The 15,572-nt window shown below is 64.6% G+C and carries 15 protein-coding genes; 10 read left to right on the top strand and 5 right to left on the bottom strand.

Annotated features, from left to right (window positions below):
- Window positions 1-347 precede the first annotated feature (347 nt).
- Window positions 348-722: a nuclear transport factor 2 family protein gene (locus tag WC729_RS26975; RefSeq protein WP_372857712.1), complete on the top strand. Its 375-nt coding sequence runs from the start codon at window positions 348-350 to the stop codon at window positions 720-722.
- A 186-nt stretch (window positions 723-908) separates the two neighbouring features.
- Here the strand turns inward: WC729_RS26975 and WC729_RS26970 are convergent, their stop codons facing one another.
- From WC729_RS26970 to WC729_RS26955, 4 genes are all read right to left on the bottom strand, one after another.
- A complete protein-coding gene (locus WC729_RS26970) occupies window positions 909-1,247 on the bottom strand; it encodes a hypothetical protein (RefSeq protein ID WP_372857711.1) in 339 nt (112 codons plus the stop codon).
- A gap of 194 nt (window positions 1,248-1,441) precedes the next feature.
- The gene (locus WC729_RS26965) at window positions 1,442-1,993 is read right to left on the bottom strand and encodes a non-canonical purine NTP pyrophosphatase (protein WP_372857710.1); all 552 of its coding nucleotides are present in this window, start codon (window positions 1,991-1,993) and stop codon (window positions 1,442-1,444) included.
- Window positions 1,990-2,853 carry an SIR2 family protein gene (locus tag WC729_RS26960; protein WP_372857709.1) on the bottom strand — a complete coding sequence of 288 codons (864 nt, stop codon included), beginning with the start codon at window positions 2,851-2,853 and terminating at the stop codon, window positions 1,990-1,992. Before WC729_RS26960 ends, WC729_RS26965 begins: the two co-directional genes overlap by 4 nt.
- The gene (locus WC729_RS26955; protein WP_372857708.1) at window positions 2,850-3,404 is read right to left on the bottom strand and encodes a non-canonical purine NTP pyrophosphatase; all 555 of its coding nucleotides are present in this window, start codon (window positions 3,402-3,404) and stop codon (window positions 2,850-2,852) included. Before WC729_RS26955 ends, WC729_RS26960 begins: the two co-directional genes overlap by 4 nt.
- A gap of 345 nt (window positions 3,405-3,749) precedes the next feature.
- On the opposite strand from WC729_RS26955, the gene WC729_RS26950 reads away from it, so the two are divergent.
- From WC729_RS26950 to WC729_RS26935, 4 genes are all read left to right on the top strand, one after another.
- Complete coding sequence (locus WC729_RS26950; RefSeq protein ID WP_372857706.1) at window positions 3,750-5,819, top strand: NHL repeat-containing protein; 2,070 nt, start codon at window positions 3,750-3,752, stop codon at window positions 5,817-5,819.
- Window positions 5,820-6,216: 397 nt separating this feature from the next.
- Entirely contained in the window at window positions 6,217-6,858 is a 642-nt protein-coding gene (locus WC729_RS26945; RefSeq protein ID WP_372857704.1) for a hypothetical protein, read from the top strand.
- 265 nt (window positions 6,859-7,123) lie between these two features.
- Window positions 7,124-8,368, top strand: coding sequence for a DUF3419 family protein (locus WC729_RS26940; RefSeq protein WP_372857703.1), 1,245 nt, complete (start codon window positions 7,124-7,126; stop codon window positions 8,366-8,368).
- A 2-nt stretch (window positions 8,369-8,370) separates the two neighbouring features.
- On the top strand, window positions 8,371-9,018 hold the full coding sequence (locus WC729_RS26935) for a class I SAM-dependent methyltransferase (RefSeq protein WP_372857702.1): 648 nt from the start codon (window positions 8,371-8,373) through the stop codon (window positions 9,016-9,018).
- Between the two features lie 342 nt (window positions 9,019-9,360).
- Here WC729_RS26935 and WC729_RS26930 read toward each other — a convergent pair whose 3' ends face one another.
- On the bottom strand, window positions 9,361-10,623 hold the full coding sequence (locus tag WC729_RS26930) for a dicarboxylate/amino acid:cation symporter (RefSeq protein WP_372857701.1): 1,263 nt from the start codon (window positions 10,621-10,623) through the stop codon (window positions 9,361-9,363).
- A 74-nt stretch (window positions 10,624-10,697) separates the two neighbouring features.
- Here WC729_RS26930 and glmM point away from each other — a divergent pair, with 74 nt between their 5' ends.
- From glmM to WC729_RS26905, 5 genes are all read left to right on the top strand, one after another.
- Window positions 10,698-12,038 (top strand): phosphoglucosamine mutase, encoded by a 1,341-nt coding sequence (glmM, locus tag WC729_RS26925; RefSeq protein ID WP_372857700.1) that lies wholly within the window; start codon window positions 10,698-10,700, stop codon window positions 12,036-12,038.
- A gap of 44 nt (window positions 12,039-12,082) precedes the next feature.
- Window positions 12,083-12,313, top strand: a complete 231-nt coding sequence (locus tag WC729_RS26920) for a DUF1272 domain-containing protein (protein ID WP_372857699.1) — start codon at window positions 12,083-12,085, stop codon at window positions 12,311-12,313.
- A gap of 169 nt (window positions 12,314-12,482) precedes the next feature.
- Window positions 12,483-13,613, top strand: a complete 1,131-nt coding sequence (gene thiD / locus WC729_RS26915) for a bifunctional hydroxymethylpyrimidine kinase/phosphomethylpyrimidine kinase (RefSeq protein WP_372857697.1) — start codon at window positions 12,483-12,485, stop codon at window positions 13,611-13,613.
- Window positions 13,598-14,212 (top strand): ribonuclease HII, encoded by a 615-nt coding sequence (locus tag WC729_RS26910; RefSeq protein ID WP_372857696.1) that lies wholly within the window; start codon window positions 13,598-13,600, stop codon window positions 14,210-14,212. Before thiD ends, WC729_RS26910 begins: the two co-directional genes overlap by 16 nt.
- Before the next feature lie 201 nt (window positions 14,213-14,413).
- Window positions 14,414-15,565: a site-specific DNA-methyltransferase gene (locus WC729_RS26905; protein WP_372857694.1), complete on the top strand. Its 1,152-nt coding sequence runs from the start codon at window positions 14,414-14,416 to the stop codon at window positions 15,563-15,565.
- Window positions 15,566-15,572 lie beyond the last annotated feature (7 nt).

Below are 15,572 nucleotides of genomic sequence, written 5' to 3'. Positions count from 1 at the left end.
GGGTACATGCATCCGACTGGACTCCATGCGCGTATTAGCTTCGTCTTTCCTTCCCAAGCGAAAGGCGAGTAACTTAGGGGCCGCACATTCCCCCTCCTTTGCGGCGCCGTGCGTACGGACCTGCCGGCCCCCTTCGCCGGCAGGTCCTTTTCAATTTCGGAGGTTCGCACCTTCATCCCCCGCGCCGCTTCTGGCACAAACGGGAGGACCAGAGACGGAGGGTTAGCTGCGGTTATAGCTTACTAATTGATATGATACGGAAGAACAGGCCGACGACATTCAATGAACTGCCGCCGCAATTGTTCGCTTCTGCGGCAATCTCCGACACCAGGCAGTGGAATAAATCTATGGAAGACGCTGAACATACTTTGCGAGCCCTGGCTCAAGTTTATTTCGACGCCGCGTACGACATGGACGCTGAGCAGTTCCAGACGATATTTCACCTCCTCAGTGCCGTAACCAGAATTGGCGATGACGGCGAGGTCAGCGTGATGCCGATCGAGACTTGGCTGGCCGGCGTGCGCAATGCGACCGCGCCGCGCAAACTCAAGCTCGAGCGCAAGGACGAGGTCGTCGCGATCGATATTTCGGATAATCTCGCTCTGGTGAAGCTGAGGCTTCAGATGCCGCCGCGTTACTTCATCGACCTGCTGTCATGCCTGAGGGTGCAGGGCGCCTGGAAGATTGTTCAGAAGGTGATGTCGGTCGACGTTCGCCAATAGATTCGCCTGGTCAGTCGTCGGCACGCGTGGAAGGCTACTGGTCCGCACTCGATCAATGCCGGCCGCTTTTCGGGAAGATTCGGAGATTCGGGGACATTATACCTAACCGGCGCCCATCGTTCGCGCATGGCCAGATTTAAACTTCTGTAGATCGCGTAGTATGGCGTCCCGGAGTACTCGGTCCGATCAGCGTTGCTTCTTGGCCGTGGTCGCGGTGAAATCCGGGTCCTTTTTCGCCACCCAATCGACGAATTTGCGGACGTTGGGATTGGCCAGCAGGCCCTCCACATCCATCCCGTGGCGCTGCAGTTCGGCATTGGTGAAATTGGCGATCAGCGTCTGCTGGCAAATCGGGTGCATGGGCACGACGTCGCGCCCGCCCCGGCTCTTGGGTACGGGATGGTGCCAGACGATCGTCTTGCCGGTCGGCCTGCCACAGAGCCAGCAGACGACCACCTCCGCCGGAGCCTCCTCCTCGCGATGCAGGTCTCCATAGGGGTCTTTTCTGGAATGCCTGCGGGCCATGGGTCGATCCGAATGCCTGAAATTGCGCTGCCCGCCTATAGCGGTGCAGTCGGCATTGCCACACCGGCATTTCGAACCTGGGAATGAAGGCGGCAGTTCATCCGATCCGGCAAGACGGGAAATCGACGGCGTTCGGCTGCGAAGATTCGGGGACACTATACTTAACTGCCGCCCGGCGTTTGCGCATAGATAGTTTAGTATAGCGTCCCTGCCAGGTAGGTGGCCAGGCAGGCGAGTGCCACTCCGCGCGGCGAGTGGCGATCTTTATCCTCATCCCCCATCTCGGCAAAGCTTCGAGCATCGCCTTCGGGCACGAAGACCGGATCGAAACCGAAGCCGTTCCGGCCCCGTGGTACGGCCAGCACGGTTCCCTCGACCCGCCCGGTGAAGACGTGGACCCCCGTGTCGTCCGCAAACCCGATCGCGGTCACGGCGACTGCGCGCGCGCTGGCATCGGCCTCGATCAACCGATGAAGCATGGCTGGCCCGCCGGCTGCCAGTACCCAAGTGACTAACGCCCCCGGAAAACCACCGAGCGCCTCCATTTCGAACCCGGTATCGTCGACAACAACGGGCCGACCGAGTCTCCGATACGCTTCCGCAGCTTTTCCGCGACAAACCGTTTCTGTGTCGAGCGACTGGATTTCGTCGAGTTCAAGACAGGCAGGCTCGAACCGGCGGCCGGTCAACCGTTGAAATTCAGCGATCTTGTCCTGATTGGTCGTACAGATGGAGATAGCTTTCATGGGCGTCCCTTCGATGGACTCGCTGGACCTCTGGGGGATTGTCCGCGTCTCGCAACTGGCGTTCGCACGTGACCTAGCAGTTCCTCGAAAAATTGCTCCAAAGCACTATGGGCGTCGGCGCTCTTGGCGACGATTGGATGAATGCCGCGACTTTGGAGGACTCGCTGTTGCACCGGGTCCGGACGCAGGAGGAAGATATAAGATTTCTCCCTTCCGGCCGAGATTCCGGCCCACATCTTTTGAAGCTTATAGAGTAGAACCCGAAGATTCAGATCTCGTAGGCTGTAGCCTACGAACAAGACACTTCTCGTCAACAGGTCGTTCCGGAGCCGGACGTCGAGCGGCGATGAAAATTCCAGCCTCTCGTAGTAATCGGATTCTGTCAGGACGATGGAATCTCCAGGCGCGAAGCCGCCATGGAACTTTATGATGTGCGGAGCCTGCCCCAAGGGGGTGGACGCCTCAGCAAGGGACTTTACGCGCTTGAAGCGCTTGCCTCTCAGCTCAAAGATGCGCTCGATATTCTCGTCGAAATTCGTCGTATAAATCACGGGAAATCCCAGATCGACGATCATGTTATGGACTGGCGACTGCTGCAGAAGTGCCTCATCGACACTCCAGGCGGTGCGCATCCAGGCTTGAAGGCTCTCGGTTCCGCCTTTCTCCAGGGCATAATATTCGGCGACCTGCATGTAATTGGCCTCCGGTCCGACCAGCACGGCCGGATCATAGCCGAGGTCGCGTGCCATCTGAGCGATGAGGCCGTCCCATGATGGCAGCTTCAAGGGCTGCGAGAGGCCGGCACCGGCGAACAGGATGACCCTTCGCTGCCGGATTTGGCGCGCCAGATCTTCGATCATGCGGATGCCTCCGCGAAGTGCCGGATCAACTTATCGAACGCGATCCTCCGCATCGATATCTCGTCTTTACGGACGCCCATTTGGGCGAAGGTCTCGTGATGTCCGTCAGGAATGAACACATCGTCCCAGCCGAATCCGTGCTTGCCGATCGGCTCCGGAGCGATACGACCGCGCACGATGCCATCGAATTGGTGGATATTGCGGCCGTCGCAAAAGCCGATTGTGGTCCTGGCGCTGACGCCCGGATGTACGCTTTGTCCAAACAGGCTGCAGGCTTGTTTGGCTCCCACGCGATCCCAGAACAATTGCGTGAGACCTCCGGGGAATCCGCCGAGCGCATCCAGATAGAGGCCGGTATGTTCGACGAACAATGGACGACCGATAGTTTGGAAAGCCTTTAAGAGCTTGTCTCGAATAAGCTGGTCGAGATCGTCGGTTTGCAGCTCGCAGAGCGCTAGTGGCACTGGAATGACATCGATTCCGGCGGGCCGGAGCATGCCGATTATTTCGCGCGACTTTGCCGGATTTTGTGAGGGGAAATAGAGTCGCACGCCGCCCCCTTCAGTGAATCTGACGCACAGGACATCACGTTACCGAAACACGAAATGCTAAAACGCCCCGGGTCGACGTGGCGCGGCCAAACAAGGATCGACAGCCTAGTCGCTCCGCGCCATCCGATCCGATATGACATCTTACCGAGATGCGCACAAGATCGCGAAACGACAAGCACAACGGTACCTTGGCTAGAACACGGCCTTCGCCTTCTTGCGCCCTCTACTGCCGCAGGTCTTTCCCGGCAGACCCTGACTGCCCCCACTGCCAAGCAAGCGGCCCCCTCATCTGCAACTCGTTCCCGTTGCAAGTGCCGCGCGATTTGCTGCTAAGGCGCTTTCCCGATGCTCAGGAAATCTCCCCGCAAGGCCGCTATCGCCCTCGGCCTGATCGTTCTGGCGCTGACGGCGGTCGCCCTTTGCTGGCTGGTGGCGCTGGGCTGGTTCGCGCCGCCGCCGACAAGGGTCGGCTGGCCGGCGGCGCTGACGACATTGGCCGGCGACGGCGTACGGGGTCATGCCGACGGTGCGCCGGCAAAGGCGCGCTTCAGCGATCCGTTCGCGGTGGCGATCGATACGCGGGGCGCGCTGTACGTGGCGGACGCCAGCCGTATCCGCAGGATCGATCCCGACGGAAATGTCACGACCTTGCCGGGATCGTTCGACACGCCCTCCGGCCTTGCGCTCGACGGGGCGGGGAACGTCATCGTCGCGGATACCGGCAGCAACAGGATCCGCAGGATCAGCCCGGACGGGGCCGTGACCACCATCGCGGGAGACGGGACGGCGGGCTATCGCGACGGCCCTGCGACGCACGCGCGCTTCAATGGCCCGATCGGCGTTGCGGCCGACGACAAGGGCAATGTCTATGTCGCGGACAGTTATAACGATCGCATCCGCCTCGTCACCGCGGACGGTCAGGTGCGGACCCTCGCGGGCCAGGATGCTCCGGGCTTTGCGGATGGACCGGGTCCGGTGGCGGCGTTCGATACGCCGACCGGGATTGCGCTCGACCGGCATGGTGCCGTGCTCGTCGCGGACACCGGCAACGATGCGGTCCGGAAGATCGCGCCGGATGGCCGCGTCTCGACGCTCGCCCGTACGGATTCCAACGATGGCGCCGGTTTGCTGAACGGGATCGTCGGCCTGGTGCCGACATGGGACGGCTTCCTCTACCTGGCCTCCTTCGATCGCGGGCGCATCGTGCAGATGGCACCCTCGGGCGCGCTTCACGTGCTCGCGGGCACGGGATCGACGATCGACGGCAACGCCGCGCTGCGGTTGACCGGCCCCGCCGGGCTCGCGATCGATCGGGCGGGCGCGCTCTATATTGCCGATGCCTCGGCCTATGCGATCCGCAGGCTCAGCCCGCGCGTCGCCGGTGCCCCGGTCGCGACGCCCCTGCCGGATCCCGCGCTGCCGGCGCTCGTCCGTGCGCCGGTGTTCCCCTGGCCTTTCAAGCCGCAATTCGAACGGCACGAGGTGGTCGGCGACATGGGGGAGGTCCGCGGCAATTATGAGGGCGACAGCCGCGATCATCTCCATGCCGGCCTCGATATCAGCGCCCCGGTCGGAGCGACGGTCGTCGCGTCAGCGGAAGAGACGGTGCGCGATCCACTGCCCAATTGGGGCGTCGAGACCCTGTCCGAAGGCCTGCGCCTCGATCAGATGACCTATATCCATATGCGTGTCGGCCGCACCGCGACCGGCGCGGCGCTCGATCCGGCACGCTTCCAGCTCGTCCTCGATGCGGAAGGGCATGTCATCCGGGTCCGGGTCAAGCGCGGCACCCGTTTCCGGGTCGGCGATCCGCTCGGCACGATCAACCGCATGGCACATGTCCATCTCGAACTCGGGCCACCGCGCGCCAAGGTCAACGCGCTGTTGCTGCCCTTTCCCGGCTTTGGCGATCATGTCGCGCCGCATATCGATGACGTGCATATCCTCAATGCCACGGGTCAGCGCCTGACCGGGATGGAGGAGGGGCGCCTTGTCGTTCCCGCCGCCGGGGGTGCCGTCGGCATCGTCGCCGAGGCCTGGGATCAGGTCGACGGCAATGCCCCTCGCCGCCGCCTCGGCCTCTACCAGGCGGGCTTCCAGATCCTGAAGGCCGACGGGGCGCCGGTGCGCGGTTTCGAACGGCCGCGCGTCACGCTCGAATTCGATCGCATGCCGACCGCGCCCGATGCCGCGAAGATCGCCTATGCCCCCGCGAGCGGCGATGCGGTGCACAGCGATCAGCGGACTCGCTTTCTCTACGTCGTCACCAATCTGGTGCGTCACGGCCGCGCGGCGCTGGGCGGCTGGAACCCGGCGGATATTCCTCCCGGCGATTACACCATCCGCATCTACGCCGCCGACCGGGCCGGGAATGTCGCATCGGCCGGACGCGATCTCCGGATCGCGATCCGCTGAGCCGATATTGGGGCGCGCGCACTCAGGATGTCACCGCATCTGTGCGCTGGGCCTGCGTTCCGATTGTCGGCGGTCCTTGTGTCACCGCTCGGGACGGCGTGCGGATGGGATCGCGTGTTCGTGGGACCACAAGCGCGAACGCCCGCCCGACATAAGGCGGCATTGCGGCTAAAGCTTGCCTTTGCGGGTGACCGAGCTAGGCCCTGAAAAGGGCCGTTTGTTCGGCTGCAATTTCCGGCGTCTGCTTTAGTGTTTGGCAGACAGTCGCTTCGGGCATCTCAGACCTAATATTTAACCGCATTTTGCGAATGGAGCATTCCTTCTCCTGAACGAGGCCCATCGTCCGATGACAGCTCGCACATTCACGACGCATTGGCTGATCGCGATGATAGCGTTGATGCTTTTCATCGCTGCGTTTCCCTTTCTGCTGCGTCTGTTGGTCGTTGGCAGTGGATGCGCCGGGGTTGGCGGGGCGTGCGGGGCTTTGGCGGTGGTCCTCGGTATTTACCTGCGTTATCCTGTAGTAATTGGCGTCGGGCTCTATCTCGCCATTCTGACATGGCGCCGCTTGCGCACGGTAGGCGTCCATCCCTCGGCATTCCTGTTCGTACTGTTGATCTTCACGGCGGCCTCTCCGTTCCTGTTCGCGCTCGGGAATTTCTGGGGCGCAAGCTTCGCGCTTGGCATCGTCAGCCTTCACAGCCCTCTCCCGACATTGGTTCTGCTACTGGCAAGTTTAATCGCGTTAAGCCGTCTGCCTGAGGACGATGCTGGCCATTATCGCGGGCCAGCGCGTGGCACAGCGTTGGCGATCGGTGGACTGGTTCTCCTGCTCACCTCGCCCCAATGGCTGATGGGGTTCATGATGATCCCGTTCGTGGGCCGCCTCTTCCTGCCTGCCGCCTTTCTGATCTCGGGTCGGATCTTGGGGGGCTGGGGACCTTATGCCGTGCTGATATCGGCCGCCGCGTTTGTCGTCGCGCTTGAGTTGTGGATCATTGAGGCGCGGCGCGGCGCCGGTACGATCCAGCGGGAATAGTGCAGAAACTTGCCTGCTGGAAATCGACGAAGACCCGCTGGCGGACTGACGCCCGGACCGACCGGAAACTGGTCGTAAACACCCGACGGCTCCACTGTTCGGCCAATGGCAGCTATTGGCACTCGACCACTCAAAGCGGCCATTTCGCCCGCGTCCTTCTCCCGGCGCCCTTCCATTTTAGTCGCGGGGCCGTCATGGAAGCGTCATCGGATTGTCCTAGCGGGGCGTGGGCCCAGCGTGTCACAGGTCCGGGAGGAGAGTTTCCATGGCCGTCGCCGATCGATCGCCCAACGCTTCCAAGAACAATGCCGTGCGCGCCGCCGTGCATCGGCATGATCATCTGTCGAAGCAGGGCCTGCTCGAGCGCGCCTTCACCTTCGCGTTTCGCGGTCTCGTCTATGCGCAGATCTGGGAAGACCCGGCGGTCGATATGGAAGCGCTGGCGATCACGCCCGACAGCCATGTCGTCACCATCGCCTCGGGCGGCTGCAACGTCCTGTCCTATCTGACCGCCAATCCGCGCGCGATCACGGCGGTCGATCTCAACACCGCGCATATCGCGCTCAACAAGCTGAAGCTCGTCGCCGCGCGGCGCCTGCCCGGATACGAGGCGTTCCACCGCTTCTTCGGCAATGCCAACAGCCGCGCCAACATCCTTGCTTACCGCACCTATGTGCGCCCGCAGCTCGACGAGACGACGCGGCGCTATTGGGAAGGGCGCGACATGATCGGCCGGCGCCGAATCGGCGGCTTCGCGCACGGCGTGTACAAGCGCGGGCTGCTCGGCAATTTCATCAGCGTCGCGCATATCCTGGCGCGGCTCAACGGCCTCAACCCGAAGGTGCTGCTCAAGGCCAATTCGATCGAGGAGCAGCGCGAGATCTTCGACCGCGAATTCGCGCCGATGTTCGACAAGGGCTTCATCCGCTGGCTGACCGACCAGCCCGCCTCGCTGTTCGGCCTGGGTATCCCGCCCGCGCAGTACGAGGCGCTGGCCGGCGACGAGAAGATGGCGACGGTGCTGCGCGAGCGGCTCGAAAAGCTCGCCTGCGATTTCGACCTGAAGGACAATTATTTCGCCTGGCAGGCGTTCAACCGCGGTTATGGCGAGGGCCCGGCGGCGCCGCTGCCGCCTTATCTGCAGCGCGAGCATTATGAAGAGATCGTCGAGCGCGTCGACCGGATCGAAGTGCGCCACATCAACTTCACCGATTATCTGCGCAGCCGCGAGGACGACTCGCTCGACCGGTACATCCTGCTCGACGCGCAGGACTGGATGACCGACGAGCAGCTGACCGATTTGTGGACCGAGATCACCCGTACGGCGAAGCCCGGCGCGCGCGTGCTGTTCCGCACCGCGGGCAACCCGACGATCCTGCCGGGCCGCGTGCCCGATGCCGTGCTGGGCCGCTGGGATTACCGGGCCGAGGAGTCGCTCGATTACACCAAGCGCGACCGCTCCTCGATCTATGGCGGCGTGCACCTGTACGTGCTGGGCGACGCAGCCTGAGCATGGACGCCGGCCATGCGGGTCACATGGATGCGATCTACCGGACGCAGCGCCATTTCTACGACCTGACCCGCAAATATTATCTGCTCGGCCGCGACCGGCTGATCCGCGAGCTCGCCCCGCCGCCGGGGGGCAGCGTGATCGAGATCGGCTGCGGCACCGGGCGCAACCTGATCGTCGCCGCCAGGGCGTGGCCGAACGCGCGCTTCTACGGGATCGATATCTCGGAGGCGATGCTGGAGACGGCGCGCAAGAACGTGGAGAAGGCTGGGCTGGCCGACAGGATCGTCTTCGCGCAGGGCGATGCGACCGCGTTCGATGCTGAGGCGCTGTTCGGCGTGGCGCAGTTCGATCGGGTATTCCAGAGCTATACGCTGTCGATGATCCCCGACTGGCAGGGCGCGATGCGCGAGGCGGCGGGCAAGCTCGCGCCCGGCGGCCGGTTCGGCATCGTGGATTTCGGCCAACAGGAGCGCCTGCCCCGCGCATTCCGCGCGCTGCTGCTCGCCTGGCTGGCGAAATTCGACGTGTCGCCGCGCGCGGAGCTGCGGTCGGCCGTACAGGATGTGGCTGCCGCGCACGGGCTGAGCGGGACCTTCCAGCCGCTGTATCGCGGCTATGCGTGGTCGGCGGCGCTGAGCCGGGCCTAGCGCCGATCGATCGTCAGCCGATCGATTCAACTACGCGTCGGACCATGCCAGCGTTGGATCGGGCGCCGCGCAGTCCTGGCATCGCCCCGCTCTTTCTCAGCCTGAAGATTGTAGGGGAATTCGCGCCGCTGTTTTCCGCGATAACAGGGGCGACGACCCGCTGTTTTTCCGCTGTTATACCCCTGTTACGGCATAACAGGGAAAGCGGTCTGCAAGCCATTGGAAGCGCTCCGGAAATTCGGGCACAAAATCCAACATGACAGCGGTAAAAAATTTCGGCGAAAGAATAGGGGAAAACGGCACCTTTTGTTGGAGTCGGTGCGCGCTGGCCCGGCGCCCGCCCTACGCCCGGAGCAGCGCATCACCCTCCGTCTCGGGGACTTCGCCGCTCCGTGCCGACACCGTCACCGTCGTCGCCAGGTCCATCGTCACATTGCCGAGCGTGCGGAAGATGTCGGGGATCGTCTCGACCGCGACCAGCAGGCCGAGCGGGGCGACCGGCACGCCCATCGCGATGCAGATCGGCGCGATCGAGGTGACGAAGCTGATCTGCCCCGGCAGGCTGACCGCCCCCATGGTGGTGATCGCGGCGACCGCCACGCCGGCGGCGAGCTGGACCGGGCCGATCGGCACACCGAACCAGTAGGCGACATAGATGGCGACCGCGAGGTTCATCGGCGGGCCGGTCACGCGGAAGATCGCGACGGCGAGCGGCAGGACCACGCCCGAGGTGGCGACCGGCACGCCCAGCCCCTCCGCCCCGCGCAGCATCGCCGGCAGCGAGGCGAGCGAGGATTGGGTGCTGATCGCGACCGCCTGGGACGGCGCGGTCGCGCGGACGAAGCGCGCCAGGCCGATCCGCCCGCCGATCGCGCCGATCGGGAAGGAGGCGATCCAGACGATAATGCCGATCGCCGAGATGATCAGGACATAATGGAGCAGCGCGCCGAACGCCGCCGTGCCGGCCTTCGCGCCGACGACATAGGACAGGGCCAGCACGCCGATCGGCGCGAGCCACAGCACCCAGCCGATCACGATCAGCATCGTGTCGGCCACTGCCTGGAAGAATTTGGTGAGCAGCAGGCGCGGCTCGGCCGGCAGCCGGGTGAGCGCGAAGGCGAACACCAGGGTGAAGAGGATCAGCGGCAGGAAGGCGTTGTTGGCGGCGGCGGCGACCGGGTTGCTCGGCACGATCGAGGCGATGAACTCCGAAAAGGGCGGGATGTCGCCGACCGGCGGCGTCTCGCCCAGCGCCGTCCGAAGTGCGGCTGCCGCTTCGGAGGGGAGCGGGAACCAGCCGAGCAGCAAGGGCGTCAGGATCGCCGCCAGCGCGGAGAAGGACCAGAGCAGCCCGATGAACAGGGCAAGCGCACGGCTGGCGACACGGCCGGCACGCGCCGCCTCGGCCGTCGCGGCGACGCCCGTCACGAGCAGGGACACGACCAGGGGGACGATCGTCATCTGCAGCGCATTGAGCCAGGCGGTGCCGACCGGCTGGGCGATGACGATGCCGGCATTGGCGGCGGAGGGCGCCCAGGCGGCGATGCCGATGCCGATGGCAAGACCCACAACCAGGGCCAGGAGAATGCGGGTTGCTTGCGACATGCTCGCCCTTCGACTTTTCCGGCGCTATCACGCCGCCTGTAAATTCTGGTGCATAGCTGAACGGACGCGCTGACATGGCAAGAAAATATTTCGGCACCGATGGGATTCGCGGGGCAACCAATCTCTCCCCGATGACGGCGGCGATGGCGATGAAGGTCGGCATGGCGGCGGGCGCGCATTTCGTGCGCGGCGATCACAAGCACCGCGTGGTGATCGGCAAGGACACACGCCTGTCGGGCTATATGCTGGAAAACGCGATGGTCGCGGGCTTCACCAGCGTGGGCATGGACGTGGTGCTGGTCGGCCCGATGCCGACCCCCGCGGTCGCGATGCTGACTCAGTCGATGCGCGCCGATCTGGGCGTGATGATCTCGGCCAGCCACAACCCCTATGCCGATAACGGCATCAAGCTGTTCGGGCCTGACGGCTACAAGCTGTCCGATGCCGACGAGATGGCGATCGAGGCGCTGATCGATGGCGAGGTGCCGCTGGCGGCCTCGCCCGATATCGGCCGGGCGCGGCGCGTCGAGGATGCCCGCGGGCGCTATATCCATTTCGCCAAATCGACCTTCCCCGAACACCTCCGGCTCGACGGCCTGAAGATCGTCGTCGATTGCGCCAATGGCGCTGCCTATCAGGTCGCGCCCTCCGCCTTGTGGGAACTGGGCGCCGACGTGATCGCGATCGGCACCACGCCCAACGGCAAGAACATCAATGACGGGGTCGGCTCCACCGCGCCGCAGGTGCTGTGCGAGACGGTGGTCGCCTCCGGCGCGGCGATCGGCATCGCGCTCGACGGCGATGCGGACCGGCTGATCGTGGTCGACGAGCTCGGCCATGTCGTCGACGGCGACCAGTTGATGGCGACGATCGCGAGCGGCTGGGCGCGGCGCGGACGGCTGGCCAATGGCGGGCTGGTTGCGACGGTGATGTCGAACCTGGGGCTCGAACGGCACCTTGCGACGCAAGGCATCAAGCTGATCCGCACCAAGGTCGGCGATCGTTATGTGCTCGAGGCGATGCGCGCGCAGGGCTTTAATGTCGGGGGCGAGCAGTCGGGGCACATCATCCTGTCGGACTATGCGACGACTGGCGACGGGCTGGTCGCGGCGCTGCAGATCCTGGCCGAACTGGTCGAGAGCGGCATGCCGGCGAGCAAATTGCTTCACCGGTTCGAGCCGCTGCCGCAGCTGCTCAAGAATGTGCGTTTCAAGGGCGGCAAGCCGCTCGAAGCGGACGCAGTGAAGGCCGTGATCGCCGAGGCCGAGGCCGAGCTGGACGGCAAGGGCCGGCTGGTGATCCGCCCCTCCGGGACCGAGCCGGTGATCCGGGTGATGGCCGAGGGCGACGATCCGGTACAGGTCGAACGCGTGGTCGACCGGATCTGCGACGCGGTGCGGGTGGCGGCGGGGTAACTCCCTCCCACTTGTGGGAGGGGAGAAGAAGGAACGGAGTTACGATGCTTGAGATGCGCCCCGATTGCGAACGCTGCGGCACGGAGCTGCCCGCCGATGAGGCAGGCGCGTTCATCTGCTCGTTCGAATGCACTTTCTGTGCGACTTGCGCCGAGGCGATGGACGATCGCTGCCCCAATTGCGGCGGCGAACTGATGGACCGGCCGGCCCGGGTGGACGAGGCATTGGTGCGCTATCCCGCGTCGACCGAGCGGAAGTTCAAGGGCCGGGCGTGACTGTCACGCGACCGATCCGCGTCTTTCCCTCTCCCCGCGGGAGAGGGAGGGAGCCGCGCAGCGGCGGAAGGGTGAGGGCGATCGGTTCGCGTCTCAATCACCCTCACCCCGCGCTGCTGCGCAGCTTGCCCCTCTCCCGCTGGGAGAGGGGAAGGGAAGGTGGCAGGTCATGACCCCCCGCATCCTCATCATCGCGGGCTCCGATTCCGGCGGCGGCGCAGGCATCCAGGCTGACATCAAGACCGTGACAATGCTTGGCGGTCACGCGATGACTGCGATCACAGCAATCACCGCGCAGAACACGTTGGGCGTTCAGGCGGTGCATCCGGTGCCGACCGATATGGTGATCGCCCAGATCGACTCGGTCGTCTCCGACATCGGCGTGGACGCGGTGAAAATCGGGATGATCGGGTCGGCCGAAACCGCCAGTGCGGTGGCGGATCGGCTGGAGGCAATGCCGGGCGTGCCGATCGTCTTCGATCCCGTCATGGTCGCGACCAGCGGCGCGACTCTGGCTGACGAGGCCACGATCGCCGCCTTCACCCGGCTGATGCGTGTCGCCACGGTGACCACGCCCAACCTGCCCGAGCTCGACGCGCTGGGCGGCGAGGCGGCAGTGCGCGATCGCACCGGCGCGCTGCTGGTGAAGGGCGGGCACGGTGACGGCGCGGAGGTGATCGACCGGCTGCTGCTCCCCGATGGCGGCGAGATTCGCTGGGCCGATCCACGGATCGAGACGCGGCACAGCCACGGCACGGGCTGCACCCTGGCGAGTGCCATTGCGACCGGGCTCGGACGCGGGCTGACCCTGGCGGATTCGGTCGCGCGGGCGCGGGTGTTCGTCAGGCTCGCGCTCCGCGAGGCGCCGGGCTTTGGCGGTGGGCATGGCCCGATAGGGCACCAGGCAGTGCGGCTCGACGGCGATCTCGGCGGGGCGATGCTCAACCAGGTCACCCTGCCGCTCGCCGATTACGAGGCGAGCGCGACCTTCTACCGCCTGCTCGGCCTGCGTCAGATCGTCGAATCGGCGCCGCGTTATGCCCGGTTCGAAAGCGCGGGCGGCGCCACCTTGTCGATCGAGACGGCGGACGAGATCGCGGGCAAGTCGGTGGTGTTCCTCGAGTGCGGCGATCTGGACGCGCTGGTGGTGCGGCTGCGCGAGGCCGGTATCGCCGTTTCCGATCCCGTCCTGGAAGGCTGGGGCTGGCGCGAGGCGCGGCTGACCGATCCCGCGGGCAATGCGCTCTGCCTCTATCAGGCTGGCGAGAATCGACGTTTTCCGCCATGGCGCTTGCCGTGACCCGACCTTCCCTCAAGCACGAAAAGCTTTGCCTCGCGCCCGTCGCCGGCGTGGACGAGGCGGGCCGCGGGCCGCTCGCCGGGCCGGTGGTGGCAGCGGCAGTGATCCTGCCCGCCAAAGGCATCCCGCGGGGCATCGACGATTCCAAGAAGCTCAGCGCTGTCGAGCGCCTGCGGCTGCACGACCGGCTGCGCGATTGCGCCATAGTGGGCGTAGGCATCGTCGAGGCCGACGAGATCGACCAGCTCAACATCTATTGGGCGACGATGAAGGCGATGACCCTGGCGGTCGAGGCGCTCGGCCAGGCGCCGGCGCATGTGCTGGTCGACGGCAATCGCCTGCCGCGCTGGACGCATCAGGCGACCGCGATCGTGTCGGGCGACGCGATCTCGCTGTCGATCGCCGCGGCGTCGATCATCGCCAAGCACACCCGCGACACGATCATGATCGCGCATGCCGAATCGCATCCGCATTACGGATGGCACTCGAACAAGGGCTATGGCTGCCGCGCGCACCTCGATGCGCTGCGAATCCATGGTCCGACGCCGCTGCACCGGCGCAGTTTCGCGCCGGTCGCTCAGGCCTGGCTCGATTTTTAGCCCATATCCCCCTTTGTGAGTCTTTTGGGCCACACACCATGGATTGAGTCCCTGTGGATAACTCGACTCAACATCTGGATGGCTTCCTAAAATGTTCCGGTTTGTTAACGATTTGGCAACCGATTTCGTTAACTAAACTCTGCTTGACCCGAGTCCGTACATCCGCAGGGATGCGCCGCTCTTCCAAGGGGGTGACTAAAGATGGGTGTGATCGAGAAGGTTAAGGCGCGCGCGGTTGTGCCGGTGGCAGACGCGTTGCCGAAGGCCGAATTGCCGCGAGCCGAACTCCCATTAGACAGCATCATCATGCAGGATTGCATCACGGCGATGCGCGCCCTGCCGGCCAAGTCGGTCGACCTGATCTTTGCCGACCCGCCCTACAACCTCCAGCTCGGGGGCGACCTGAGCCGGCCCGACGGCAGCCATGTCGACGCGGTGACCGACGACTGGGACAAGTTCGATTCGCTCGCCATCTACGACAAGTTCACCCGCGCCTGGCTGACCGAGGCGAAGCGCATCCTGAAGGACAATGGCGCGATCTGGGTGATCGGCAGCTATCACAACATCTTCAAGGTCGGCAGCGCGATCCAGGACCTGGGCTATTGGATCCTCAACGACATCGTGTGGCGCAAGGCCAACCCGATGCCCAATTTCAAGGGCACGCGCTTCACCAACGCACACGAGACGCTGATCTGGGCGTCGATGGGCGAGAAGGCACGCTACACCTTCAACTATCGCAGCATGAAGACGCTGAACGACGAGCTGCAGATGCGCAGCGACTGGGAATTCCCGATCTGCGGCGGCCAGGAACGGCTGAAGCGCGACGGGGTGAAGGTGCATCCGACACAGAAGCCCGAAGCCTTGATCTATCGCATCCTGCTCGCCTGCACCAAGCCGGGCGATGTGGTGCTCGACCCGTTCTTCGGCACCGGCACGACCGGTGCAGTGGCGAAGCGGCTCGGCCGGCGCTGGATCGGCATCGAGCGCGAAGCAGATTATTGTTCGGCCGCGTTGGAGCGGATCGAGGCGGCGCTGCCGCTCGACGAATCCTCGCTGGTGACGATGCAGTCGCCCAAATCCGCGCCGCGCGTGGCGTTCGGGACCATCGTCGAGAATGGGATGCTCACTGCGGGCGCCGTGCTGACTGACTCCAAGCGCCGCTTCCGCGTGACGGTGCGCGCCGATGGCTCGGTGATGAGCGGGGATATCACGGGGTCGATTCACAAGCTCGGCTCCACCCTGCAGAATGCGCCGGCGTGCAATGGCTGGACCTTCTGGCATTATGAGACGCCCGAGGGGCTCAAGCCGATCGACGCGTTGCGGCAGGAATATCTGCTGGCGACCCAGCCCTGATCCGGGC

Origin of the sequence: Sphingomonas sp. (genome assembly GCF_041661825.1) — a bacterium.
Classification (GTDB): domain Bacteria; phylum Pseudomonadota; class Alphaproteobacteria; order Sphingomonadales; family Sphingomonadaceae; genus Sphingomonas.
This window is presented reverse-complemented; position numbering and strand designations above follow the sequence as displayed.

Excerpts from the sequence above, each read along its gene's own strand:
- WC729_RS26975 (WP_372857712.1), top strand. The coding sequence starts at position 348 with ATGGAAGACGCTGAACATACTTTGCGAGCCCTGGCTCAAGTTTATTTC.
- WC729_RS26970 (WP_372857711.1), bottom strand. The coding sequence starts at position 1,247 with ATGGCCCGCAGGCATTCCAGAAAAGACCCCTATGGAGACCTGCATCGC.
- WC729_RS26965 (WP_372857710.1), bottom strand. The coding sequence starts at position 1,993 with ATGAAAGCTATCTCCATCTGTACGACCAATCAGGACAAGATCGCTGAA.
- WC729_RS26960 (WP_372857709.1), bottom strand. The coding sequence starts at position 2,853 with ATGATCGAAGATCTGGCGCGCCAAATCCGGCAGCGAAGGGTCATCCTG.
- WC729_RS26950 (WP_372857706.1), top strand. The coding sequence starts at position 3,750 with ATGCTCAGGAAATCTCCCCGCAAGGCCGCTATCGCCCTCGGCCTGATC.
- WC729_RS26945 (WP_372857704.1), top strand. The coding sequence starts at position 6,217 with ATGCTTTTCATCGCTGCGTTTCCCTTTCTGCTGCGTCTGTTGGTCGTT.
- WC729_RS26940 (WP_372857703.1), top strand. The coding sequence starts at position 7,124 with ATGGCCGTCGCCGATCGATCGCCCAACGCTTCCAAGAACAATGCCGTG.
- WC729_RS26935 (WP_372857702.1), top strand. The coding sequence starts at position 8,371 with ATGGACGCCGGCCATGCGGGTCACATGGATGCGATCTACCGGACGCAG.
- WC729_RS26930 (WP_372857701.1), bottom strand. The coding sequence starts at position 10,623 with ATGTCGCAAGCAACCCGCATTCTCCTGGCCCTGGTTGTGGGTCTTGCC.
- glmM (WP_372857700.1), top strand. The coding sequence starts at position 10,698 with ATGGCAAGAAAATATTTCGGCACCGATGGGATTCGCGGGGCAACCAAT.
- WC729_RS26920 (WP_372857699.1), top strand. The coding sequence starts at position 12,083 with ATGCTTGAGATGCGCCCCGATTGCGAACGCTGCGGCACGGAGCTGCCC.
- thiD (WP_372857697.1), top strand. The coding sequence starts at position 12,483 with ATGACCCCCCGCATCCTCATCATCGCGGGCTCCGATTCCGGCGGCGGC.
- WC729_RS26910 (WP_372857696.1), top strand. The coding sequence starts at position 13,598 with ATGGCGCTTGCCGTGACCCGACCTTCCCTCAAGCACGAAAAGCTTTGC.
- WC729_RS26905 (WP_372857694.1), top strand. The coding sequence starts at position 14,414 with ATGGGTGTGATCGAGAAGGTTAAGGCGCGCGCGGTTGTGCCGGTGGCA.